The sequence below is a fragment of the Brevibacillus antibioticus genome, assembly GCF_005217615.1.
Taxonomy (GTDB): Bacteria; Bacillota; Bacilli; order Brevibacillales; family Brevibacillaceae; genus Brevibacillus; species Brevibacillus antibioticus.
The window spans coordinates 1,653,680-1,676,961 of record NZ_SZNK01000001.1; the positions used below are offsets into that span (position 1 = coordinate 1,653,680).

A 23,282-nucleotide genomic window follows, 5' to 3' on the forward strand; every position below is an offset into this window, starting at 1 on the left:
AAAAGGGATTCTCACGCGGGTCGTGAGAATCCCTTTTTTTGTCTTCAAAATTAGTCTTTTTTGATCGCGAAGGTCAGTTCCGCTTCAGCGGCCAGCTCGCCGCCGACATAAGCAACGGCCTGTCCTTTGCCGATGACGCCTTTGAGTTTCGTGATCGAGACTTCGATGCGCAGTTGGTCGCCCGGAACGACTTGGCGGCGGAAGCGAGCACCGTCAATCCCGGCGAGGAAGGCAATCTTGCCTTTAAAGTCCGGCACGCTCAACATCGCGACGCCTCCAACCTGTGCCATCGCCTCGACGATTAGCACCCCCGGCATCACCGGAAATCCTGGGAAATGCCCTTGGAAAAACGGTTCGTTGATGCTGACATTCTTGATCCCGACCGCCTTTTGACCTTCCTCAACCGATTCAATTCGATCGACAAGCAGGAACGGATAGCGATGCGGCAATGTTTCGAGAATTTGGTTCGCGTTCATGAATGGATGCCCTCCCTTTATACAATTTCTGGTAATAGATATGAGTATTATAGCATTCACAAGAAGAGAAAAGAAGGCATGAGGGAGGACAGGCCTACGTTCAGGTCGGCGAGAGGAATATTTCGGTAAAAGTACTATCACCGAAGCTACAACGTCGTGGGAAAGAAAAGATACCGCACATGTATAGTCAAGAGCGGCTCTGTCTTTTTTATCCTAGAGCTGGGGAGTGGAATAACACGAAGTACATCGCTCAGACAAGCCTAACTGAGTGGCGAACACAGGGGATACGCCTTCACAACAGATTGCGCAAGCAAGAAGGAGAATGCCCCTGTGTTTTATTTAGGGAATTTTTCAAATGGAGGTGTAATAGCATGTCTGTCTCCGTCAGATTCCTGACGGTTCTTTTTTGTAGGAGAAGGTAAACTGGTTTGGAAGAAAAAATTGGGTGTTTTCATCATCCCGAGTTCCATTCCCACGGGATTCTCATTCTTGTGAGCTGAATAAACCAATGAGCTCTCATGATCATCCGCTTTAACATTAACAAGCCCGGCTTTCTATGCTTGTACTCCCATTTCAACAAGGATCGCCGTCCTATTCATTATGGTACCAGTCACGACGAATCTAGACCGAATGAAAGCGTGCGTGAAAGCAGTCCATATTCGATTGACGAGAGAAGAGTGATATGACATCTATCGTGCTGCCGGGAAATGTGTTGCCTGTACGAATTCCAGTTACGAAAATACCTGATCGATCTTGGCTCTGTCATAGTCTAATATCCAATGAGGATAGCTGTCATATGTCCCTCTGATTGTTTCAGGTGAAGTGGCTAATAAATCACAGCCTCGATCGTCATAGATGTGAAAGATGGTATGCTTGCTCGTATTGATAAAGTAGACCCGATGAAAAATACGTGGTTTTAATCCCATATCCTGACGGCAGATTGCTTTTATCATGGGAACATAGGCAAAGTCCGATGTCTTACACTTCAAGAAGAACCGATGCGTTCGATAGACTTCATTCTCATCGTCTTCTGGAAAAACATAAGGAATGGTATTTTGCCTAAGCTTATACAAAAGGGATTTGTTCTTCACATACTTGGAAAAGGCATTCAATTTACGCTTAAAAGCCCTACCGTCTCCAAAATCGTTTACATCCACTACGATATAGATGTCATCGATAGGTGCATGCAAAGTCTTGAATAAAGTAATCGCTCGCGTATGAACCCCTTGCAAATAAGAGCAATTTTCATGAACGTTATGGTAGTAATCGTAGTTCACACCCAGCTCAAAACGGATACCAATATCCCAGCTATAAAACAAAGGTGGTCGAAGCATTACCATTGGAAATGTATGATGTAAATACTCGTGTAACGTCATTAAAGGACCTTCCTATTCCTGTGAAAATTCTTTTTGCTTCCACTCTTTGTACAGAGCAAGGTCGCTACTAACTTGTCGAAACACCAATCCAATGATTGTCGCGTCATCTAGTAAACCAACAACAGGAATAAAATCTGTGATGGCGTCTACAGGTGAAACAAAGTACAAAATCCCGCCAATAATCATCAAAATGGATTTAACAGGGATCGCTCGATATTTTCCACTCGTCCAATCACCGAAAATATGAAAGAGTAGCTGTAACTTCTCCCAAACATCTCCAATCGCTTTTTTATCTGCTTTTTTTAGGAGAGTAGAAGCTTTTTCTTTATCGTTCAGATATTCAGACGCTTTTGATTCATAACTTTTAAGAAACCTCTTTTCATGCTTAGCCATAGGACCCCCTATGTTTCCTAGAAGCCAAAAAGGGCGAGAAAACGCGCATTTTTGGCTTCGGTGTTATTTAATCTAATCCATTACACCAAGATGATTTTCCCCGTACACGGACGGTTCTCCGCAAATTGCACTGCATCTTTAACATCATGCAAGGCAAATTTTTCTCCAGGCTCTGCTAAAAGGAGCTTTCCATTCTGAACGAGCTCGATGACTTTCTCAAACGTTTCGTGCCAGGTAGACACGGATACGCGTTGATTCCAGTGGCGCAATAAAAAGAGTTGAGGAATGACGCCAAGCTCTTTCGAGATGGTCGACCAATCCACTTGAACTCCCGATAAAAGGCCTAGCGATAAGAAAATCCCGCCGGCACGTGTAGACTTAGCCAGCTCGAAACCGTCTGGACCGCCAATGGAATCAATAGACGCATGAGCACCTTGTCCGTTCGTTATACTCATGATGGTATCATATATAGACACACGTGAACTGTCGATAACATGGCACGCCCCGAGTTGCATCAACTCCTCGGTATATCTTGCGTTTCGGACGATAGCGATCACCCTAAAACCGAAATGTGCGGATAGCTGGATAAACAATCGGCCAATGGCTGAGTTGGCCGCGTTGACTAACAAAACCTGATGAGAAGACAGTTGAAGGACCTCATTGCAGATCACCCACGCGGTGATGGGGTTGATGTACAAACGACTGGCGATATCATCTTGGATCGAATCAGGAACCGCAATGGCTAGCTCGGCTGTCGTTTTTACGTATTCTTGCCACGTACCCTCACCGCGCAAAGGGAGAACACGTTTCCCGATAAGAGAGTGAGGAGCAAAAGGACCTGTATCAACTACGGTACCAACCCCCTCATATCCAGGAATGGCGGGAAGGTTGATGCGATGCTTATAGGCACCACGAATCGGAATGACGTCAGAAGGATTAATGGGACGTGCGCTCATTTTTACTAAAATTTCAGCTTGCTTCAGAGGTTCAATCAGGCGCTGTTCAACCTTCAATACCTCATGGGGCTCGCCAAATTGATCGTAACGTACAACTTGTGCATACATGGTTGTGCACTCCTAACTTTGTCAGCCATAACCGAACGAAGGATCGTTCTTCGTCATTGCGTATGGGATCGGAATGACATTATTTTAGGTATAAAAAATAAACGCCGTCAATCAAAACGAGAATTTGGCATATGGCTCTTCAAAACCTTACCTACATATTCTTCAAAATTATACCAATGTTTCAATGAGGAAATAATTTGACCTAATAAGCGATTGATAAGTGAAAAAAGAGCGCATCTGCGCTCTTTCAAGTCATGCTTTTGCTCGTGGTGCACTTTCAAAGCCTACGTTTTTATGCGTGCCATCACAGAACGGTTTTTTCTCGGATTGACCGCATCGACAGAGTGAAAAAGATGAACCGACTTCATATTTGTCACCTGCTCCATCCAGCAATTCAACTGCACCCGTAACACGAATTGATCCATTGTCGTTAATCTTGATGGTTACTTTTTCTTGATCCACATGTAATCCCTCCTTTTTTACTATCTTTACCTACTATGATTTCGAGTAGAAGGGTATGTGGTAAATAATTGCTTATTCATGTTAAAATCAGGACGGGGTATGGTTATTTTTAGCAGGGAAAGGGTTTTGTCTGATGACGATTTCGATGGGTGACTTAGAGCAATCCTGCTAGGAATGCGAAGGTAAGGGAGCGATTCTTACCGCACAAGTTCAGACCTTCTTACCCTTCATAAAAAAGCATTTGTAAACGAATGAGCTTGAAGAAAAAAGCGGGAGGCCATCAGATTCTCACTTGGTTACGGGTGGGAACTGGCGGCCTTTTTGCAAGCGATAAAATGAAATCGTCCTAGCATGATTCGGCTGTTTTTTGTTTTCATTCCAGCGAGCGTATGGGCGGTGTAATCTACTAACTGAACGACTTGCAAATGAAACATCCAAAAACGAATGGGAGAACAAAAGAAAACAATGAATGATAGTGGGGAGGATTAACAATGAAGGTTTTAGTAGTAGAAGATGACAAGACCATTGCAGAAGGTTTGCACTATTCGCTTTCCAGTGAGGGGTATGAAGTCGTTCTTTGCGAAGGAAAACAAACTGCACTCGAAACAATCAAACAGCAACGTTTTGATCTATATTTACTCGATTTGACTTTGCCAGATGGTAATGGTTATGAGATTTGCGAATATGTAAAAGAAAATCAGGATGTACCTGTCATCTTCTTGACGGCGTGTGATGATGAAATCAATGTGGTTCGGGGGTTAGATATGGGAGCAGATGACTATATCACAAAGCCGTTTCGTATCCGGGAGTTGATTAGCCGAATGAAATCATCCCTGAGGCACTACCAAAAAGAACCCAACCTGATTGACAAAGTGAAGATTGGAAATGTTGTCGTAAATACAAAACTGGCTAAAGTGTACAAAGGAGCCGAGGAAGTGATGCTGACTGCGCTAGAATACCGTTTACTGTTGGCATTCATAAATAATAGAGGGCAAGTTCTGTCCAGAAATCAGTTGTTAGAAGGCATTTGGGATCTAGATGGTAACTTTATCAATGACAATACCCTTTCTGTCTACATTAAACGGCTTCGAGAAAAGTTGGAGGATGATAGCCAGAATCCCAAAGTGATAGAAACCGTACGCGGACTTGGCTATCGAATGAGTGGAAGTCATGCTTAAAAACAAAGAAATACGGAAGTTATGTATGTATAGCGTGATGATTTCCATCATTGGGATCACTATTCTTTGGATAATCGATTGGAAAGCGGGGATTGTGGCGATTGCCATGGTAATTCTGCTCCTTTCCTGTTTTTTCCTGTTTACTCGCAAACGCTATCAGGACATCAGTAAGCTCGCTTATTATTTGGCTTCTGTATATTCAGGCCAACCCACGATGGATATTAGGGATAACGTTGAGGGTGAATTGAGCATTCTGAAAAATGATATTTATAAAGTCACGCTAACGTTATCTGAGCAGTCTACTCTTCTGAAAAGGGACAAACAATACTTGGCAGATACGCTTTCGAACATCTCCCATCAACTAAAAACGCCACTTGCCTCCATGTTTGTCATGGCTGATTTGTTAAACAACCCGAGTTTGCCAAAAGACAAGAGGGAGGAGTTCTTGGGCAAGATTATCAATCAGTTGAAGCGTATTGAATGGCTCGTGACTTCATTGCTAAAGCTGTCCAAAATCGAAGTACAGAGCGTAATTTTCAAGAAGGAATTATTATCTGTCAAAAAAATGATAAACAAGGCATTAGAACCACTCCTTGTCACCATGGAATTAAAAAATCAGGAGCTTTCTTTTTCCTGTAAAGAAGACCTTTTCGTGTATGGAGATGGAAACTGGACGGTAGAAGCCATTTTGAACGTAATTAAAAACGGGATTGAGCATACGCCAGCTGGGGGACGTATTACTATTTCGTGTGAGGAAACACCCTTGTATACACAAATTGTCATTACCGACAGTGGCAAGGGGATTAGCCCAGAAGATGCTCCACACATATTTGAACGATTTTATAAAGGGAAGAATGCAGGGGTGGATAGTATTGGAATAGGGCTAGCCATGTCTAAAACAATCTTACAAAGTCAAAACGCCGATGTGTTTATGGAAAGCCAGATTGGTGTAGGCACAACATTCAAAATCAAATTCTACAAGCAAATGATTTAGATGACAAAATTGTAAGATTGAATGTCACCGACGAGACATCTTTGGTAGCTATTCTACTATACGTAATCACTAATCTAGGAGGTTCATGATGGAGATTTTGCGAGTAGAGAATCTGTCAAAGACATACGGTGGTGGCGAAACAGCTGTTACTGCATTGAACGATATCTCATTTTCCGTACAAAAAGGGGAGTTTGTAGCGATTATTGGACCATCTGGTTCAGGTAAGTCTACCCTTCTACATATTCTGGGGGGCGTTGATACGCCCACATCCGGTAAGGTGATCGTTGACCAGACAGATATGTACGCGATGGATGAAACGGCACTGGCCATCTTCAGACGCAGACAGATTGGGCTTATCTATCAATTCTACAATCTGATCCCTGTTCTTACTGTAGAAGAAAATATTACCTTACCACTGCTGTTGGATGGTAGAGAAGTAAATCAAGATATCTTTTCCGGTATCGTAGAGACTCTAGGTCTTCAACAGCGATTAAAGCATCTGCCAAACCAGCTTTCTGGAGGGCAGCAGCAGCGTGCATCCATTGGACGTGCCTTGATTAGCAGTCCCGCCATTGTATTGGCTGACGAGCCTACGGGGAATCTAGATAGCCAAAACAGTGCTGAGATTGTAAAGCTCTTGAAAAAATTACACAAAGAACGGTATCAAACCCTGATTGTTATCACACATGACGAAAACATTGCCTTACAAGCGGACCGAATTATTGGCATTCAGGATGGCAGGATCTCTAGAGATGAGGTGATCCGGCGATGAATATCGTGAATCAGCTCACTTTACGTAATATGAAGCAGAATAAGAGCCGTACCCTTGTTACAATCATTGGGGTTGTCATTTCTGTCGCGATGCTTACAGCAGTATTTTCGATTAGTAGCTCTTTCATGGATATGATGCAGAGAAAAGCTATTGCTTTCTCTGGTAAATGGCAGGCTGCTTTTCTCAATGTTGCAGGTGAAGATGTTGCGGTTATTACAAATACAGAAGCAATTGAAAGATACGATATTGATCAGGAGCTCGGATTTGCACGAGTTTCTAACTCTGCAAACAGGGCTAAGCCTTATTTGTATATTACTGGACACAGTAATCATGATGTAATAGGGGTGAGCCCAATTGATGGGCGTTTGCCTCAGAATGAAAACGAACTGGCACTTTCATCGCAGTTTCTTCAAACCTCCGGTGTAAACCTCAAGGTTGGAGATGTAATCACAATAGATTTTGGTAAACGTATCTTGAATTTAGATGGTAACAGCGGGACGTTGGGCAAAGATGATGTCTATCAATCAAAGGAAGTCTTTACGCCTACAAAGACGAAAACATACACCATTACCGGGATTGTTCAAGCACCAGCTAAAGAGCAGGAAGCATCGGCTGCATACCGTGCATTTAGTGGCCTTTCCGAGGGTGATTTGGAGGAGGGTTTTCCCTACACGGTAAGTGTTGAATATAAGGATTTAGAGGATAACATTTATGAAACGAGTAAAACGATTAAGAGTAAGGTGAGCAGTGTAAAAAATCAAGAGAAATCGAATGGCGTGAAACTTAAGTACAACCGGGATCTTTTGCTTTATTCCGGGATTTCGAATGATTCTCACTTTCTTTACACCATGTATCTGGCAGTCTTTTCCGTTGGAAGTATCATTCTGATTGGATCTGTCTCACTAATCTACAACGCGTTTGCGATCTCGCTATCAGAGCGTAGTCGCACTTTTGGGATGTTATCTAGCGTAGGGGCAACCAAACAACAAAAAAGAGCTTCTGTATTTTTTGAAGCTGCTGTGATCGGGGTCATCGCTATTCCAGTCGGGTTGTTCTTTGGGTCTATTGGCATTGGCGTTACTTTCCATTTGCTCAGTCCATTCATTCAAAAAATGTTTGTCGTTAGTGAGCCGATCCGATTGGTGATAGAGCCGTTCAGTATGATTGTAGTCATTTTGTTTTCCATTTTTATACTGTTCATTTCTGCGTGGTTACCCGCAATGAGAGCATCAAGAATTACGCCGATAACTGCGATCCGACAGACAAAGGATATCGAAATAAAAGGAAAAGATGTTCGTACATCTAAAATGACTCGTAAGTTGTTTGGATTTGAAGCGGAACTAGGATTGAAAAATCTGAAAAGGAATAAACACCACTATCGCTCAACTGTCTTTTCTCTTGCCATTAGTGTCATTTTGTACCTAGCAGCTTCTTCCTTTTCGTTGTATATGGATAAGTCCTATAATATGGCACAAGCACCGCTACCATATGATCTGTCAGTAACCGATAGGGGAGGCGATCTGGAAAGGGTAAGGTCATTAACAAATGAATTGATGTCTGTCCAAAACGCAACAACAAAAGTGAAGACCCAACTTCTTTTTAATGATCTCTTCCTTAAAGAAAACGAGGTTACCACAGACATCTCCAGTCGCCATACTCTTAATCCAGATGGGGAATACTTCATGTCTTCAAACATTGTTTCTCTTGATGAGGCCTCTTTTGCAGCGTACCTGCAATCCGCGGGGATTGATGCAAAGAAATTGGAAGGTGACGAGATTTCTGCAATACTTGTCAATCAGTTCACCTTGAAAGAACAACATAATTTTACAGATATCTCTCAACTGACAGTCCAAGAGGGATCAGAAATACCTTTCACGAGGGTTGAAGGAGCTAAAATCCGAATTGCTTCTATCACGGATAAACGTCCACCTTTTATGCTACGCTACCAGGAAGATGCTTTTACGGTGACACTTGTTGTTTCTGAACGAGGCTTTGACAAACTACTAGAACTAGGTAACGATAAGCTGTCTGAGCAAGTTTTCAGCGAGGTTCAATTTACTACAGAGCAGTCTGCGGCATTGGAAAATGAAATCAACCCAATAATAAACAAATATCCAGATTTAGATTTCTATACTACCAATCTGATAGAGGAACGTCAGGATGCAATGAATCGCGCCACGGTCATATCCGTATTCCTTTATGGGTTTGTGGTTCTTATCGGACTCATTTGTATGGCAAATATTATCAACACGATTTCGACTGGGATGGCCTTGAGAAAACGTGAGTTTGCGATGTTGGCTTCCATTGGCATGACACCAGAGGGCATGAAGAAAATGCTACGCTTCGAAGGATTCTTTTATGGAATGAAGTCGCTTATTTACGGTTTACCGATTAGTTTATGCGTGATGTTTTTCATTTACAAGATTCTTGACCGTAACTTTGAATTTGCTTTTACGTTGCCTTGGGTGGATCTTATAATCGCAGGGATAGGTGTGTTTTTCATTGTGGGTACATCAATCCTCTATGCGACTAGAAAATATAAAGAACAGAGTATCGTTGAATCGCTAAAAAACGAAAATATCTAATGTATTGAAAAACTCGCCATCCAATCCACAAAGGGAAATCGATGGCGAGTCCTCGGATAAATTCAATGACTCTCGACCAAGGAGAACGGTTCCTACAAATTGTTTAATGTCTAATCCTTGCACCCCGTATGATTCGGCGGTATTGGTTGTTCCAGTTGCGTCCCTAATGAACGTCACTTTATATCCGCGATCATAGGCAGCGATTGCCGTAAACATACAACAAAATTCCGTCTCAAAACCGATGATAAAAAGATGATCGACCCCCAGCTTCTCTAAAGTCTGTGTGAGCTCCGTTTGGAAGAAGGAGCTAGGGGTTTGCTTCTCGACTAAGTAGTCGGAATAATCTTTTAATGAAGGATGTATGTCAGAGCCGATAGAGCTTCTTTTCAGGGGACTTTCTTCGGCATCATCAACATGTCTGATAAAAATGACAGGACGATTGCTCTCTTTAAAATCTTTGATCACCTGTTCCATCAAGAAAAGCTCCTCTTTGTAATCTCCACAACTCACAATTCCGTTTTGCACATCAATTACTAAGAGTGCGTTCATTCCTTCATCTTCCTTCAAGCATGTAGAGAGATAATGAAGGGAAGGAAATAATAGGAAAGGTTGAGTTAGATGGAAGTTTCATTTTCTTATGTATTCATTCTTGTCGCATTTATTCTCGTTACAGGATGTGGTTCAACGAATTCAAGTACTTCATCCGTGTTTGCCAATTTAGACACACAAGGCTCTTCTTCAACGAGTGAAGGTAAAGAGATAATTGCGGAATCAGAAAACAATAATGTCGCTACGTACATTTCGATGGCTGTACTCACCTTACATAAAGTGAATGGCTTTGAAGCTGGAGCTGAATTTCCAGCGGATTCCAAGGCGTTTTTGACAAAGCATGCTCATTTGTTTCCGGCAACTGGGGAGAAAGTGAAGGAAGCTCAGCAATTAGTCGATCAAAATGTGCAACGGAAACATATCAATAAAAATATTTCTAAGTATCATGGCGTGATGATTCAAGATAAAGGAACGGTATTGAGTATCGAAGAGGCAGAACTACCGGAAATCGGAACGTTTTCCATCTTGCATGTCGACAATGACGAAGGGGATAGCTACCAAATTGTTTACCTAGGTGCATTAAATGTCTATGAAGATGATACGGTTGAATTTATGGGGGTTCCCACTCTGCTCTCAGGTTTTGATAATGTAAGTGGCGGATATACGAATACACTCATCATCGCAGGGAGCTATGTAGGAAAAAGTGCTAGTTTTTAGATAGTACGCAGCTTGCAGAACAAGCAATCCCGAGAGGAAACACTCACATTCATGTCATTGATCCAGTAGCCGCTCCTCTAAAATATCTTTCACCGCCTCGAATGGTACAGTTCGAGGCTTTTTGTATGCTGTTCGGCCTTCTGTTTTTGATATGATAGAAAGGTGTTAGTTTGTACGAATACTTGATCAGTAAAGAATGATGGAGGTTGACATGCGCTATCAAGTCATATTATTCGATGTAGATGATACACTTCTCGACTTCAAAACGACAGAAGAAAATGCTTTGCAAAAGACGTTTGCCCAGTTTGGCCTCGCTACGGGATCGTCTGATTATGGAGCGACTTACAAAGAGATCAGTAAAGGATTGTGGGAGGATTTAGAAGAGGGGCGGATCACTCTAGCAGAGCTAGGTGTAGAGAGATTTCAAAGACTCTTTAAAGCTGTTGAGCTAGACGTCGATGCAGAGGCATTTAGCAGCGCCTATCTCGAATCCCTGGGCAAAGAAATGCATTTGGTACCTGGAGCGGTTGAATTGTGCAACAGTTTGGAGGATTGCCGTTTGGCGATTATTACGAATGGATTCGCCTCTGTGCAAACGGCAAGAATTGCCGCTTCACCGCTTTGCAACTCTTTTGAGCACCTGATTATTTCCGAAGAGGTCGGCTATAAGAAGCCGGATCGGGAAATCTTTGACAATGCGTTTTCCAAACTGCAATGGACGGAGAAGGCGAACGTATTGATGGTGGGAGATTCGTTGACCTCTGATATACAAGGGGGAGCCCGTTACGGGATCGATACGTGCTGGTTCAATCCTCTGGGTAAGGAAAATCAGACGAGCATTCGGCCGACGTACGAAATCAGAGAGCTGAGCGAGCTTCAAGAAATTGTGCGGAGGGGTAACGTGAATTTGTAGGATCTTTCCTGTATGATTAGAAGGTATTTATTGATCTACAGGTAAATCTAGAATCTAGTGATTGGAGCCCTATAGATATGTATCAGAATTTAGAAGAGTGCATCCTTGATTTGGAAAGGCACGGACATTTGGTCCGTATTCGCGAAGAGGTAGATCCCTATCTAGAAATGGCTGCGATTCACTTGAAGGTGTACGAAGCCGGCGGACCAGCCTTGCTTTTTGAAAATGTAAAAGGCTCAAAATTTCGTGCGGTATCCAATCTATTTGGCACAATTGAGCGCAGCAAGTTTATTTTCAGAAGCACCTGGCAAGCCGCTGAAAATTTAATCGCCATGCGCAATGATCCGATGAAAGCGCTCAAGCAGCCATTTAAAAATATCGAGAACGGCTTTGCTGCTCTGAAAGCTTTGCCTGCAAAAAAATCCACGAGCATGCCGGTAACTGCACAGGAAATCAGCATTACCGACCTGCCACTTATCCAAAGCTGGCCGATGGATGGAGGAGCTTTTGTCACGCTGCCCCAAATCTATTCGGAAGATCCGGACAAGCCTGGAATTATGAATTCCAATTTGGGTATGTACCGTGTGCAGTTGACTGGTAATGAGTATGAAGTAAACAAAGAAATTGGCTTGCACTATCAAATCCATCGGGGGATCGGTGTCCACCAAGCCAAAGCGACCAAAATGGGTATGCCGCTGAAAGTAAGCTGCTTTGTTGGCGGGCCGCCTGCCCATACTTTATCGGCTGTAATGCCGTTGCCAGAAGGCTTGAGCGAAATTACTTTTGCAGGCTTGCTATCTGGGCGCCGTTTTCACTACAGCTATATCGATGGTTACTGCGTAAGCAATGATGCTGATTTTGTCATCACAGGAGATATTTATCCCGGAGATACAAAACCAGAGGGACCATTTGGCGACCATTTGGGCTACTACAGTCTGATCCATCCATTCCCTGTGATGAAGGTAAAGAAAGTGTATGCCAAGCCGAATGCGATCTGGCCATTCACGGTTGTGGGCCGTCCGCCACAAGAAGATACGTCATTCGGTCAACTGATTCACGAGTTAACGGGCGATGCGATCAAGCAAGAAATCCCAGGTGTAAAAGAAGTCCATGCTGTAGATGCTGCCGGTGTTCATCCGCTACTGTTTGCCATCGGAAGCGAACGGTATACGCCATATCAGCAAGTCAAACAGCCGACGGAGATGCTCACCATTGCCAACCGCATTTTAGGGACAGGCCAATTGAGCTTGGCCAAGTATTTATTCATTACCGCAGAAGAAAATCGGCCATTGACGACGCATGATGAAGTAGATTTTATGACCTATATTTTGGAGAGAATCGATCTGCATCGTGATGTTCATTTTTATACCAACACGACCATTGATACGCTGGATTATTCGGGAACAGGCTTAAATAGCGGCAGTAAGGTTGTCCTCGCTGCATACGGCGATCAAAAGCGAGAGTTGTGCAAAGAGGTGCCGGATGAGCTGAAGGATTTGCGAGAGTTTGAGAATGCCCGCTTGATTATGCCAGGTGTGGTGTCGATCCAAGGTCCTGCATTTACCAATTACGCGAGCGCCCAGCAGCAGTTACAGAATCTGTGTGACGCGATTCAAACAAGAGGACCGATCCCGTCTTGCCCGATGATCATCCTGTGTGATGACAGTACATTCATGAGCGAATCACTTCAAAACTTCCTGTGGGCAACCTTCACGCGAAGCAATCCATCCCACGATATTTACGGCGTGAACAGCTACTACGAGAACAAGCATTGGGGTTGCGATAATCTGATTATTGATGCACGTACCAAGCCCCATCAAGCACCGCCATTGGTTCCAGATCCGACTGTCGAGAGAAATATCGAACGACTGTTTGTCAAAGGTGCGAGCTTGGGAGGAATCCTATAAGCATCGCCTAAAAGTAGAGGTCCGTAACCTTTCGTTGCGGACTTTTTTTATGTAATGCTACTAATGAGGTGAAATATGAAGAGACGCTGTAAAACAAAACTGATAATTGCAAAAATTGCACGATTGATGGGGAAAGGAATCGTTCTTTACCACCGAGAAAGCGTTTTCTATAATGAATCTCAAGCAAGGACACAGCTTTTTATGGAAAGGAGAAAGGAATGGTCTTTTTAACCACACGTTCCCATGCATTACTGAAGGTGATACTCGACAGCTACTATCCGTTGAAAATTAAGGACGTCGCGCGCGATTTCCAGGTAAGCGAACGCACCGTTAAGTACGATCTGGATAACATCAGGCAATGGCTAAAGGAACGGAATGTCATCCTCCATTCCCAACCGAATAAAGGGCTGTGGATCACGGAAGAACAAGAGCACCGAAATGCTTTGAAGGAAAATTTGCAAAGGGATGACAGCAAGACACTCATTCTGCCGCAAAAAGATCGGGTCAAGCATTTTTTGTTCATCCTTCTGCTGTCAGAAGGGTATCAGCGGATGAACGATTTGGCCGACCATATGGGAGTCAGTCGTAATACCGTCGTGGCTGATGTCAAGGACGCGGAAAAGCTGCTCGATGGCTGGCGTCTCGAGCTCGTCACGAAGCAAAGGTACGGTGTACGTGTGGACGGGAGTGAGCGGCACAAGCGGTATGCTCTCGAAAACTTGATTCACGATTTGTTGGATGGAATCGACATGTATCGGATGGTACAAGGGATATTTCCGGAATGTGGGGAAGAAGCGCGAGTGGGTCCTTTACTGGAGAAATGGCTGATCAACCGGACAGAGTTAGGGGAGATCATTCATAGCATCAAAAGATGGATGAATGCTACTGCGGAGACACTGGCAGACCGAGTGCTGATTAGTTTACTGATTCGCTTATGCATGGTCGTCCATCGTGTAAAAAGGGGCCAAATGGTCAAGGAAGATGTTGCCGAGATGGGAGAAGCGAAGCATTGGAGCGGGTACGAGCTGTTTTCACTCGAGGTTCGTGCATTATGCCAGCGATTAAACATTGATATTCCCGAACACGAGATTGCGTATGCGTGCCTTCCGCTGCTAGGGACCGAACAGGTGCCAAGAGAGGTGCGTGCAGGGAGGAGTGTTTTGGACGTTTTCCAGGCAACCAAAGAGCTGACGGAAGCGGTAAGCAGCCGGATGCTGGCACCGTTGTACGAGGATCAGGAGCTGGTCAGACTGCTTTTTGCACACCTAGACGATAGTTTGAACCGTTATCGTCAGGGGGTTCTTTTTGCGAATCCACTGACGGAGGAGATTCGCCGTTCATACGCACGCATGTTTGAGGCTGTCAAACGCTCTTGCGAAGAGGTGTTTTGGCATCGTGGGGTCTATTGGCTCGATGCAGACATAGCTTACTTTGTTCTGCATTTCCAAGCAGGTTATGATCGCTGGCTGGAGCAGAAAAAGGCAGATGCGCTCGTCGTTTGCGGAACAGGCAGAGGGACTTCACGGTTTTTGAAAACGTACTTGGAAAGCGAATTGCGTTCACTTCGGGTCGTAGGCCTGTGTTCCAGCACAGAGGTAGAGAAGTATTTGGCGAGTCGTCGCGTGGATGTGATTATCAGTGTTCTGCCGATTAAAGCCGAGGTGCCTGTTGTGATTGTCAGTCCCCTCCCCACACGCCAAGATATCAACCAGATTCAGAGCTGTCTGGAAGCCTTGCAAGTGGAGGGAGGAAATCGACAGAAGGCTGTGAATGCTCGCAAGGAAGCTTGGGTTTCCACGCTGACAACTGATCTCAATCCGTCAGATTTGCCGGTGGTGGAGAGACTATCTCAGGATGTCATCTGCAAAGGGTATGAGATCAGTCAAAAAATCGTGACTGCTTTTCGGGAGTACGTAACGGAACAAACGGCAAGCGGACTCACGCTACACCTGCTGTTGATGGTGAATCGACTGGCTTTTGGCTCACCCTATCAGGAGGAGTGGGAATCGTCGGCTGAGGTAGAATCGATAGAATGGAAGGCTTGGCGTGAAAGGCTGAACCAATTGATGGCTGAGGCAAACCTTTACGTTCCGCCTAGCGAAGTGACCGCCATTATACGCTATTTTTCAGGAAAGGGGACGGTAGAGAGTGAAAGTGGATCTACTCATACGCAACGGACAGGTCATTGATCCTTCCCAGAACCTGAACGGGCACTATGATCTTGCCATTCAGGAAGGGCGGATCGTTGGGTTGTATGAGAAAGGGAAGACAACCGATGATCAAGGGATGAATCTGGAAATCAAGGAGACGATCGATGCACAGGGATATGTGGTGACCCCCGGTCTGATCGATCTGCACGCTCACGTTTTTCCGACAAAAACGAGTTTGGGCGTAGCCGCGGATCGGGTCGGCGTCGAGCAAGGAGTGACAACTGTAGTAGATGCTGGCAGTGTCGGGCTATGGTCGTTTGATGCTTTTCTTGAAGAAGCTGTGCATCCTTCTGTTACTCGTGTTCTGGCATTTCTGAACATTTCGGGGGATGGCTTGTGCAAAGGTGGCGGGGAGCTCGCAGACATGTCGCGGTTAATCCCGAGAGAAGCGGCAGCCCTTATCAGGAAACAACAGATATTACGAGGGATAAAAGCCCGCATGAGCGGTTCTGTCGTCAAGCAAAACGGGATCCTTCCCTTGCTCGTAGCCAAGGAAGCGGCGAGGGAAGCGGGCGTGCCCATGATGGTGCACATCGGAAACGCTCCGCCAAAACTCACGGAAATATTGCCTCTGCTAGACCGAGGGGACGTGGTGACACATGCGTTTCACGGAAAAAAAGGAGGGATGTTCGACGAAAGAGGCGAGTTGATTCCAGAGGCGCAAGAAGCGTTGGAGCGTGGAGTCTTACTCGACATTGGGCATGGTGAAGCGAGCTTCAGCTTTCAAACACTGCGTCATGCGCAGGCCCAAGGTATTATGCCACATGTCATTAGCACGGATGTTCACCAGCGCAACATCGACGGTCCTGTGCACAGCTTGACGCACACACTTACGAAGTTTCTCGCCATGGGCTACTCGCTCGACGATGTGATTGCGGCCAGTACGCATGCGCCCGCACGAATTCTTGGGCTGGAAAACGAGATCGGAACGTTGAAAGTAGGGGCATGCGCGGACGTATCTATCTTGCAGATTAAAAAAGAGTCGACAATTTTGACGGACAGTGAACAAGAAACGTTGGAGACAAAGGAAAGAGTAGTGGCTTATCAAGCGATTATTTCGGGAAAGGTACTGACATGCAAATGATTGATGACATTCTCAAGGAACTGGCTGAGACAAAATTGGATTATTTAACTGAAATTTCTGAATCAAAACAAATTCTCCGGAAGATTGAGGAGGAGTTTCGCCTCATGGAGATTCATATACCGCGAGATCGCTGGTTAGCCATTGGGGCTCATGTACTTTCATTTGTACGACGGATGACAAACGGTGAAAAGCTGCCCGTGATTGAAGCGGAGTTATTTGCGGAAATTCATCCTGATATGGTTACACTCTCGCACAAAGTGCTATCAGAAGAAAAGAGCGCGTGGCAGGCAGATGATACAGAAGCGTTTCTGTTGGCAGTCCATTTTGAAGCCCTCCGTGCCATGCAGATGGGGCCTTCGTAAAACATCGCTATGAATAAAAGGAGGGTATGTATATGTCTAAGGTAAAAATCGTGATTGGTGATCGTCTCGGAAAAGGACAAAACATCGCAAAAGGAATCGAAGCTGCTGGCGGGACCGCGATCGTCATTCCAGGTGTTGGTGCTGATATGAAGGTAGGCGATGTCATGGTCAGTGAGAGTGCTGATCTCGGGCTGTCTTTTTGCGGAAGTGGCGGGGCCGGGGCACTGACCGCCAAGACCAAGTATGGTTTTCCAGTGGAGTACGGCTTACGCTCAGTAGATGCTGGGATTACTGCCTTGCGTAGCGGCAAAAAAGTGATTGGCTTTGGCTTCATGGATACAGAAGAGCTGGGCAGGCGCATGGCGGAAGAATACATCAAGCTGGGAGGGAAGTAATCCATGTACACGGAGACGACGCAGACCTTGCGATTATCCGGGAGTGGTGACACGAAAGAAGGAGCCTTCAACAAGATTTTTTCCCAAATCAAGCAGGTAGTGGCGAGACAGACGAGTGATTTGGTCGTGCGAATCGAACCTGTAGGCGTTTCCATTGTGTCTGCGACAGAAACAGTAAAGCATGAGCGATTTTTTGGATTGTTCTTCCCACGCAAACGGACGCGGTATGACATCACCGTAGATATTCAAGTGAGGCTGGGTCTGGTTCAGGTAGAAAACATATCGTTTCAGCAGCAGACCGAGCAGACTGCGGGTATGGGGCAGTTGGTTCGTCAACGATAGAAGCAGACTGGGGGAAGATTCATGGTTACTTTGATGATTGTGTTGAAGTCGATTGTCATCGGGGCATTGGTCGGCTTCGGTGTTGGTGCGGGGGCGGCGAGGATGTTCCATGCACCCAATGTCCAAGGGATGGGAGCGTTTCGGACTTTTGGAGAGTTGAACGCATGTGCGGGCGATCCCATTTCGCACTTTTCATTTGGGCTTGGCTTTTTGTTCAACTCATGGGCGTCTGTTGTCGGTGCTGGAGCGTTGACGCAAGATGTGGATCATCGCGTCATCCCGAACTGGGCGGCAGCCGTGTTGCTTTGGCGCAACAAGAATGTCGCAGAGACGTTGCACAATCCAAAGCAAATGGCGATTGCCGGAGCAGCAGTTGGTGTCGTTGTGGTCACACTGTTGAATTCTACAGCAACGGCGATTCCCGAGTCGATGCAGCTCGTCGCGACGAAGGTTCTGGTTCCTGCTGCGAACTGGTTAATCAACCCGATCATGCCGATTGTGTTCTGGATGGCGGCGATGGATGCAGGTAAACGGACAGGGATTTGGGGAACAGTCTTGGGCGGCTTGTCGCACTTGGTCATGGGCAATGCGGTGCCTGGAATCGTCTTGGGTATTTTGATCGGGAAAGGCTTGGATGACAGTGGTTGGAACAAAATTACGAAATCCATGTTTATTGCAGTCATTCTCTTGTTTGTATTCAGTGGCTTCTTCCGAGGCTTTGATGTCGCGCTCTTGAAGAGCATGTATGTAGAAATTCCACAGTGGTTGATAGAGCTTCACGAAACATTCGGATCGGTGGTGAAAAAGTAATGGGTGAATGGCAGGCAAAAGGGTTTTGGTATTCAGAATGGGCATTTCCCCTCTTTGTGGCATGTTTGGCTTCAGGAATCTTTGCGGGTACTCATCTTTATTATGTGTATCATGTCGGTGCCTTTAACGATATCGCCATCGTTGCAATGCTGGAGGCGGGGATCAAGGGTGGCGGATACGGTGCGGCTGCTGCGTTTGGTGCGAGCTTTTTGTTTGCCCGCATTTTGGAGGGACCGCTGGTTGGAATTCTCGATATTGGCGGCTCGTTGCAAACAGGTATCGGGATTGGCGTTCCCGCGTTGATGCTGGGAGCGGGCTTTACAGCTCCGTTGACTTCTTTTCCTTTGGCGCTGGCGACAGGTGCACTCTTGGGCTTTATCATTGGTACTGTGATTATTATGATTCGGAAGTACACGATCAACGCATCGAACTCCACCTTTGGTGCGGATGTCATGATGGGAGCCGGAAATGCAGCAGGTCGTTACTTGGGTCCTTTGATTGTCATTTCTGCGATTATGGCTTCGATTCCAGTTGGACTCGGCGCAACAGCAGGAGCAGCAATTTTCTACTATTACAATAAACCAATCGCGGGTGGTGCGATTATCGGCGCCATGATCCTAGGCGCCATCTTCCCGATCCCGACACAATGAAAGAAGAGCCAAGAGGTTTCACAGGAAGGATGGGCAAATCATGGGAATCTATCAGCAGTTAGGGTTGAAGAAAGTCATTAACGCAAGCGGTAAGATGACGGCACTGGGTGCAAGTGCCGTCCTTCCTTCTATCGCACAGGCGATGGGAGAAGCCGCCATGGATTATGTAGAAATCAGCGAGCTAATGATTGTGGCAGGTCGTCATATCGCCGAGGCGACCGGTGCAGAAGACGGTTGTCCTACCTCGGGAGCAGCTGCAGGCATTGCCATTAGTGTAGCGGCAGTTATTGCTGGTTGCCATCTGAGTTTGATCGAGCGGCTTCCTCTTTCCGAGGGGTTGAATAACAAGATCATCATCCAAAAAGGACACGCGGTGCACTTCGGAGCGTCTATTAAACAGATGATTACACTGGGTGGTGGGAAAGTCGTAGAGGTCGGGCATGCGAATCACGTAGAGGCAGACCATTTGCGAGAAGCCATTGATAATCAGACCGCAGCACTACTCTATGTCAAATCTCACCATGCGATTCAAAAAGGCATGCAGTCGTTAGACACGATGATTCAACTCGGTCGGGAGTTTGGACTTCCGGTCATTGTAGACGCAGCGGCGGAGGAGGATCTACGGCGCTACGTGGCGATGGGGGCCGATCTGGTCATCTACAGTGGCGGAAAAGCAATCGGCGGACCAACGTCTGGGTTTATCACAGGCCGTGCCGATCTAGTAGCCGCATGTCGCGCGCAATATAAAGGCGTAGGTCGTGCGATGAAGGTAGGAAAGGAAGCCATTGCGGGTTTACTTGCAGCGCTTGGACAGTACGATCCCGAAAAACAAAATGTTACAGAGCAGCGCAGGCGAGTGGAGTGGCTGGCAGGAGAACTGAACAGCTTGCCCGGTGTGAAAGCAGGAATCGCACAGGATGAGGCTGGCAGGGAGATCTATCGTGTGCAAGTTCAGCTTGACGAACGAGTGACGAAAATGACGGCTCGGGAGCTTACACGCCAACTGGAGCAAGGAAATCCAGCTATTTTTACCCGTAACCATTATGTGAATACGGGTGTGATCGCCTTTGATCCACGACCGTTTCATGAAGGACAAGAGCACGTCATTGCAGCACGAATGAAGGAATTGCTGCAAGAACAGGGAGAAGGAGAATAACAAAAGTGAGCAATCCGAAAATTCGTTTAAACGTTTTGGCAAGGGATGTAGAAAACGCAAAACAAATTTGTGCCGTGGCTGATGGCCGCGCTCTGATCGGGATCTTGGTCAAAGGATTTGCGTCCGTAGAAGCAGCGATAACCGCTGTTGAACAATATCAGCGAGCAAGAGTACCAGTGTCTGTAGGGCTGGGCGCAGGTGATCCTACTCAATGGAAAAAGGTCGCTGAAGTCGCGGTGCAGACCCAACCAGATCACGTCAATCAGGTATTTCCGGCAGCAGGCTATACACTTGGCGGGCTACAGGCAGTCGGCAACTCACATACCATCGTGAATGCATTGATTGCCCCTGGTGGGCAACCGGGAAAGGTTCAAGTCACCACGGGACCAATGAGCAACAAAGCGTCAGAATTGCTCTCTTGCGATGCGGCCGCCGCGATGCTGGCGGAGATTGGTGTACACTCGGTCAAATTTTATCCAGTTGACGGGCTGGAGAGGCTGAATGAAATCAAGGCGATGGCAGAAGCAGCCGTACGTTACGGGATTCCCGTTTTTGAGCCGACTGGCGGGATCGATGCTTCTTCGATTCGGCCGATTGTGGAGGTATGCCTCGCAGCAGGTGCCAAGCAGGTCATTCCGCACATTTATACATCGATCGTCGACAAGGAAACGGGTTTGACTCGTTTGGATCAAGTAGAAGAACTGCTGACTGCTATAGAAGGTTTGTAGCGATATTACCAGAAAGGGATAGGAGTGAATTAGATGAGAGAAAGACAGGTCATCGTCCAGTTGGCACAGGGATTACACGCACGTCCGGCTACATTGTTTGTGAAAGTAGCAGCATCTTTTTCCAGTGAAATCGGATTGAACAAAGAGGAGAAGAAGGTGAATGCCAAGAGTATCATCGGCGTCATGTCCCTCGCTGTGTCGAAAGGACAATCAGTCGTCTTGACTGCGGATGGTGTCGATGCAGAACAGGCGTTGGATGCGTTGGAGCGCGTTTTGGTAAGTGTAGAGTAAAGGGGAACGACAATAGGTGATGCAATCAGCGTCAGTTTAAGACTTTATTAGGTCTTAAACTGACGCTTTTTCTTTTATTGGATCAGACTAAAACATTGTTATCATCAGGAATTTCGTCTCATTCTAACCTCAACCACCGTAGAAAATGGTTACTTCCAGGTTCCTACTGTACTAAAAAGTGCGTTCTTTTCTTTGATGAGGCTATACCACATAATGAGTCTCAAGATGATCATCACCTTTGTAGAAGACGATTGTATCGTTCAAGGGATGTCGTCGATACGAAATATACTCACTTCTTTAGGAGGAATTCATATATGAAGAACATTCTGCAGAAGAAACAACTTGGTTTTGGTACGGCTCCACTGGGCAATATGTTCCGCAACATCCCGGAAGAAGAAGCACTGGCTACCGTCGATGCTGCTTGGGAGAATGGCGTCCGTTACTTTGATTCTGCCCCATTCTATGGTGCCGGCTTGGCTGAGCTTCGCCTGGGGGAAGCCCTTGCGAAACGTCCGCGTGACGAGTATGTGTTGAGCACAAAAGTTGGGCGTATCATCCTGGATGAACTGGAAGATCCAACCTTGCGTGACTTGGGTGAAAAAGGCGGACTGTTCGAATATGGTCGCAAAAATAAAATCCACGTGGACTACAGTGAAGACGGTACGCTTCGCTCGATCGAGGACAGCCTGAAACGGTTGCAGACTGATCGCCTGGATATCGTCTACGTTCATGATATCGCACAGGACTTCTATGGCGACGAGTGGCTTTCCAAATTTGAAAGTGCTCGAAAAGGTGCCTTTCGTGCCCTGACTCGTTTGCGTGATGAAGGCGTTATTAAGTCGTGGGGCCTCGGCGTAAACCGTGTAGAGCCAATCGAGATCGCGATGGCATTGGATGAAGCACAACCGGATGCGTTCCTGATGGCTGGTCGCTACTCCCTGCTGGATCATGACCGAGCCTTGCAACGCGTGATGCCAAACGCGGCAAAAATGAATGCCAAGATTATTGTTGGAGGGCCGTACAGTTCAGGTGTTTTGGCCGGAGGTACCCACTTCGAGTATCAGAAAGCATCGCCTGAAATCATGGCAAAAGTCGATCGCATCAAAGCAATTGCCAATCGTCACAATATTAGTATCAAGGCTGCTGCGCTGCAATTTGTGCTTGCGAATCCAGCAGTTGCTGCCGTCATCCCTGGTGCGAGTCGCCCGGATCGAATCACGGAGGACGTAGCTGCGATGAACGAAGTGATTCCTGAAGCCTTCTGGCAGGAAATGCGTGAACAAAAACTGGTGGCGCAAGACGCTCCACTACCAATCTAACGATAAAAGGGGTAATCAACATGGCAAACACAATGGCAACGATTGAAATCTCTGCTTCTCCTGATCAAGTGTGGAAATTGATCGGTGGATTTAACTCACTACCGGACTGGCTTCCATATATCCCAAGCAGCGAAATGAGCGAAAGGGGACGGGTGCGTCGGTTGGAAAATCCGGATGGTGATGTGATTATTGAACGCCTGGTAGGCTTCAATGAAAAAGAGCGCCATTACACCTACTCCATTATGAAAGCACCCTTTCCAGTTACCAATTATGAATCGACGATCCATGTTCGTGAGAATGGTGGCAAAGGAACGCTGGTGGAATGGTCTGGCGAATTTACACCAGTAGGGGTTAGCGACGATGAGGCTATCAAGCTGTTCCACGGAATCTATTCAGATGGTCTGGAAGCATTGAAAAAAGCATTTCAAGCTTAATCAGTTGGAACGGATAGTAGAGCAAAAGGTCAACTGACAAAAATAGATACGGCAGCCGCGGTGTAGAACATATCAACGTGCTCTACACCGCGGCTGTTTTTTTGGGAAATTGCAT

At 46.1% G+C, this 23,282-nt stretch carries 25 protein-coding genes and 1 pseudogene; 20 read left to right on the forward strand and 6 right to left on the reverse strand.

Annotated features, from left to right (window positions below):
* Positions 1-50 precede the first annotated feature (50 nt).
* Positions 51-476, reverse strand: coding sequence for a 3-hydroxyacyl-ACP dehydratase FabZ (gene fabZ / locus E8L90_RS07495; protein ID WP_137028657.1), 426 nt, complete (start codon positions 474-476; stop codon positions 51-53).
* A gap of 119 nt (positions 477-595) precedes the next feature.
* Here fabZ and E8L90_RS31475 point away from each other — a divergent pair, with 119 nt between their 5' ends.
* Positions 596-898: a type II CBASS E2 protein gene (locus E8L90_RS31475; protein WP_482758296.1), complete on the forward strand. Its 303-nt coding sequence runs from the start codon at positions 596-598 to the stop codon at positions 896-898.
* A gap of 309 nt (positions 899-1,207) precedes the next feature.
* On the opposite strand, the gene E8L90_RS07500 is transcribed toward E8L90_RS31475, so the two are convergent.
* From E8L90_RS07500 to E8L90_RS07515, 4 genes are all read right to left on the reverse strand, one after another.
* Positions 1,208-1,852 carry a DUF3885 domain-containing protein gene (locus E8L90_RS07500; RefSeq protein WP_137028658.1) on the reverse strand — a complete coding sequence of 215 codons (645 nt, stop codon included), beginning with the start codon at positions 1,850-1,852 and terminating at the stop codon, positions 1,208-1,210.
* A gap of 12 nt (positions 1,853-1,864) precedes the next feature.
* Entirely contained in the window at positions 1,865-2,245 is a 381-nt protein-coding gene (locus E8L90_RS07505) for a YkvA family protein (RefSeq protein WP_137028659.1), read from the reverse strand.
* A gap of 80 nt (positions 2,246-2,325) precedes the next feature.
* On the reverse strand, positions 2,326-3,309 hold the full coding sequence (locus E8L90_RS07510) for a zinc-dependent alcohol dehydrogenase family protein (protein ID WP_137028660.1): 984 nt from the start codon (positions 3,307-3,309) through the stop codon (positions 2,326-2,328).
* Positions 3,310-3,561: 252 nt separating this feature from the next.
* Entirely contained in the window at positions 3,562-3,771 is a 210-nt protein-coding gene (locus E8L90_RS07515) for a CDGSH iron-sulfur domain-containing protein (protein WP_137028661.1), read from the reverse strand.
* A gap of 491 nt (positions 3,772-4,262) precedes the next feature.
* Between E8L90_RS07515 and E8L90_RS07520 the strand changes: the two genes are divergently transcribed.
* From E8L90_RS07520 to E8L90_RS07535, 4 genes are all read left to right on the forward strand, one after another.
* Positions 4,263-4,949: a response regulator transcription factor gene (locus E8L90_RS07520; RefSeq protein ID WP_137028662.1), complete on the forward strand. Its 687-nt coding sequence runs from the start codon at positions 4,263-4,265 to the stop codon at positions 4,947-4,949.
* The gene (locus E8L90_RS07525; protein WP_137028663.1) at positions 4,942-5,943 is read left to right on the forward strand and encodes a sensor histidine kinase; all 1,002 of its coding nucleotides are present in this window, start codon (positions 4,942-4,944) and stop codon (positions 5,941-5,943) included. Before E8L90_RS07520 ends, E8L90_RS07525 begins: the two co-directional genes overlap by 8 nt.
* Before the next feature lie 88 nt (positions 5,944-6,031).
* The gene (locus tag E8L90_RS07530) at positions 6,032-6,715 is read left to right on the forward strand and encodes an ABC transporter ATP-binding protein (RefSeq protein ID WP_137028664.1); all 684 of its coding nucleotides are present in this window, start codon (positions 6,032-6,034) and stop codon (positions 6,713-6,715) included.
* Positions 6,712-9,300, forward strand: coding sequence for an ABC transporter permease (locus tag E8L90_RS07535; RefSeq protein WP_137028665.1), 2,589 nt, complete (start codon positions 6,712-6,714; stop codon positions 9,298-9,300). The genes E8L90_RS07530 and E8L90_RS07535 overlap by 4 nt, the downstream gene beginning before the upstream one ends.
* Positions 9,301-9,355: 55 nt before the next feature.
* Here E8L90_RS07535 and E8L90_RS07540 read toward each other — a convergent pair.
* Positions 9,356-9,849: pseudogene (locus E8L90_RS07540) on the reverse strand (isochorismatase family protein); the annotation flags it as partial.
* Positions 9,850-9,918: 69 nt separating this feature from the next.
* Here E8L90_RS07540 and E8L90_RS07545 point away from each other — a divergent pair.
* The 15 genes from E8L90_RS07545 to E8L90_RS07615 all read left to right on the forward strand — a co-directional run bounded on the left by E8L90_RS07545 (position 9,919) and on the right by E8L90_RS07615 (position 23,167).
* Positions 9,919-10,566, forward strand: a complete 648-nt coding sequence (locus tag E8L90_RS07545) for a hypothetical protein (protein ID WP_137028666.1) — start codon at positions 9,919-9,921, stop codon at positions 10,564-10,566.
* Between the two features lie 211 nt (positions 10,567-10,777).
* Positions 10,778-11,479: a YjjG family noncanonical pyrimidine nucleotidase gene (locus E8L90_RS07550; RefSeq protein WP_137028667.1), complete on the forward strand. Its 702-nt coding sequence runs from the start codon at positions 10,778-10,780 to the stop codon at positions 11,477-11,479.
* A 77-nt stretch (positions 11,480-11,556) separates the two neighbouring features.
* On the forward strand, positions 11,557-13,386 hold the full coding sequence (locus tag E8L90_RS07555; protein ID WP_137028668.1) for a UbiD family decarboxylase: 1,830 nt from the start codon (positions 11,557-11,559) through the stop codon (positions 13,384-13,386).
* 218 nt (positions 13,387-13,604) lie between these two features.
* Positions 13,605-15,575, forward strand: a complete 1,971-nt coding sequence (locus E8L90_RS07560) for a BglG family transcription antiterminator (protein ID WP_137028669.1) — start codon at positions 13,605-13,607, stop codon at positions 15,573-15,575.
* Positions 15,535-16,680 (forward strand): amidohydrolase/deacetylase family metallohydrolase, encoded by a 1,146-nt coding sequence (locus E8L90_RS07565; protein ID WP_137028670.1) that lies wholly within the window; start codon positions 15,535-15,537, stop codon positions 16,678-16,680. Before E8L90_RS07560 ends, E8L90_RS07565 begins: the two co-directional genes overlap by 41 nt.
* Positions 16,671-17,042 carry a hypothetical protein gene (locus E8L90_RS07570; RefSeq protein WP_137028671.1) on the forward strand — a complete coding sequence of 124 codons (372 nt, stop codon included), beginning with the start codon at positions 16,671-16,673 and terminating at the stop codon, positions 17,040-17,042. Before E8L90_RS07565 ends, E8L90_RS07570 begins: the two co-directional genes overlap by 10 nt.
* A 32-nt stretch (positions 17,043-17,074) precedes the next feature.
* Positions 17,075-17,437 (forward strand): SFCGS family glycine-rich protein, encoded by a 363-nt coding sequence (locus tag E8L90_RS07575; RefSeq protein WP_137028672.1) that lies wholly within the window; start codon positions 17,075-17,077, stop codon positions 17,435-17,437.
* A 3-nt stretch (positions 17,438-17,440) separates the two neighbouring features.
* Positions 17,441-17,779 (forward strand): DUF4312 family protein, encoded by a 339-nt coding sequence (locus E8L90_RS07580; RefSeq protein ID WP_137028673.1) that lies wholly within the window; start codon positions 17,441-17,443, stop codon positions 17,777-17,779.
* 21 nt (positions 17,780-17,800) lie between these two features.
* Positions 17,801-18,589 (forward strand): DUF4311 domain-containing protein, encoded by a 789-nt coding sequence (locus tag E8L90_RS07585; protein ID WP_017249035.1) that lies wholly within the window; start codon positions 17,801-17,803, stop codon positions 18,587-18,589.
* Positions 18,589-19,239, forward strand: coding sequence for a DUF4310 family protein (locus E8L90_RS07590; protein WP_137028674.1), 651 nt, complete (start codon positions 18,589-18,591; stop codon positions 19,237-19,239). The genes E8L90_RS07585 and E8L90_RS07590 overlap by 1 nt, the downstream gene beginning before the upstream one ends.
* Positions 19,240-19,279: 40 nt before the next feature.
* Positions 19,280-20,395, forward strand: coding sequence for a DgaE family pyridoxal phosphate-dependent ammonia lyase (locus E8L90_RS07595; protein WP_137028675.1), 1,116 nt, complete (start codon positions 19,280-19,282; stop codon positions 20,393-20,395).
* A 5-nt stretch (positions 20,396-20,400) separates the two neighbouring features.
* Positions 20,401-21,123, forward strand: coding sequence for a KDGP aldolase (locus E8L90_RS07600; protein ID WP_137028676.1), 723 nt, complete (start codon positions 20,401-20,403; stop codon positions 21,121-21,123).
* Between the two features lie 33 nt (positions 21,124-21,156).
* Positions 21,157-21,414 (forward strand): HPr family phosphocarrier protein, encoded by a 258-nt coding sequence (locus E8L90_RS07605; RefSeq protein WP_137028677.1) that lies wholly within the window; start codon positions 21,157-21,159, stop codon positions 21,412-21,414.
* Between the two features lie 314 nt (positions 21,415-21,728).
* Positions 21,729-22,733 (forward strand): aldo/keto reductase, encoded by a 1,005-nt coding sequence (locus E8L90_RS07610; protein ID WP_137028678.1) that lies wholly within the window; start codon positions 21,729-21,731, stop codon positions 22,731-22,733.
* 20 nt (positions 22,734-22,753) lie between these two features.
* The gene (locus tag E8L90_RS07615) at positions 22,754-23,167 is read left to right on the forward strand and encodes an SRPBCC family protein (protein ID WP_137028679.1); all 414 of its coding nucleotides are present in this window, start codon (positions 22,754-22,756) and stop codon (positions 23,165-23,167) included.
* The last annotated feature ends 115 nt before the right edge of the window (positions 23,168-23,282 follow it).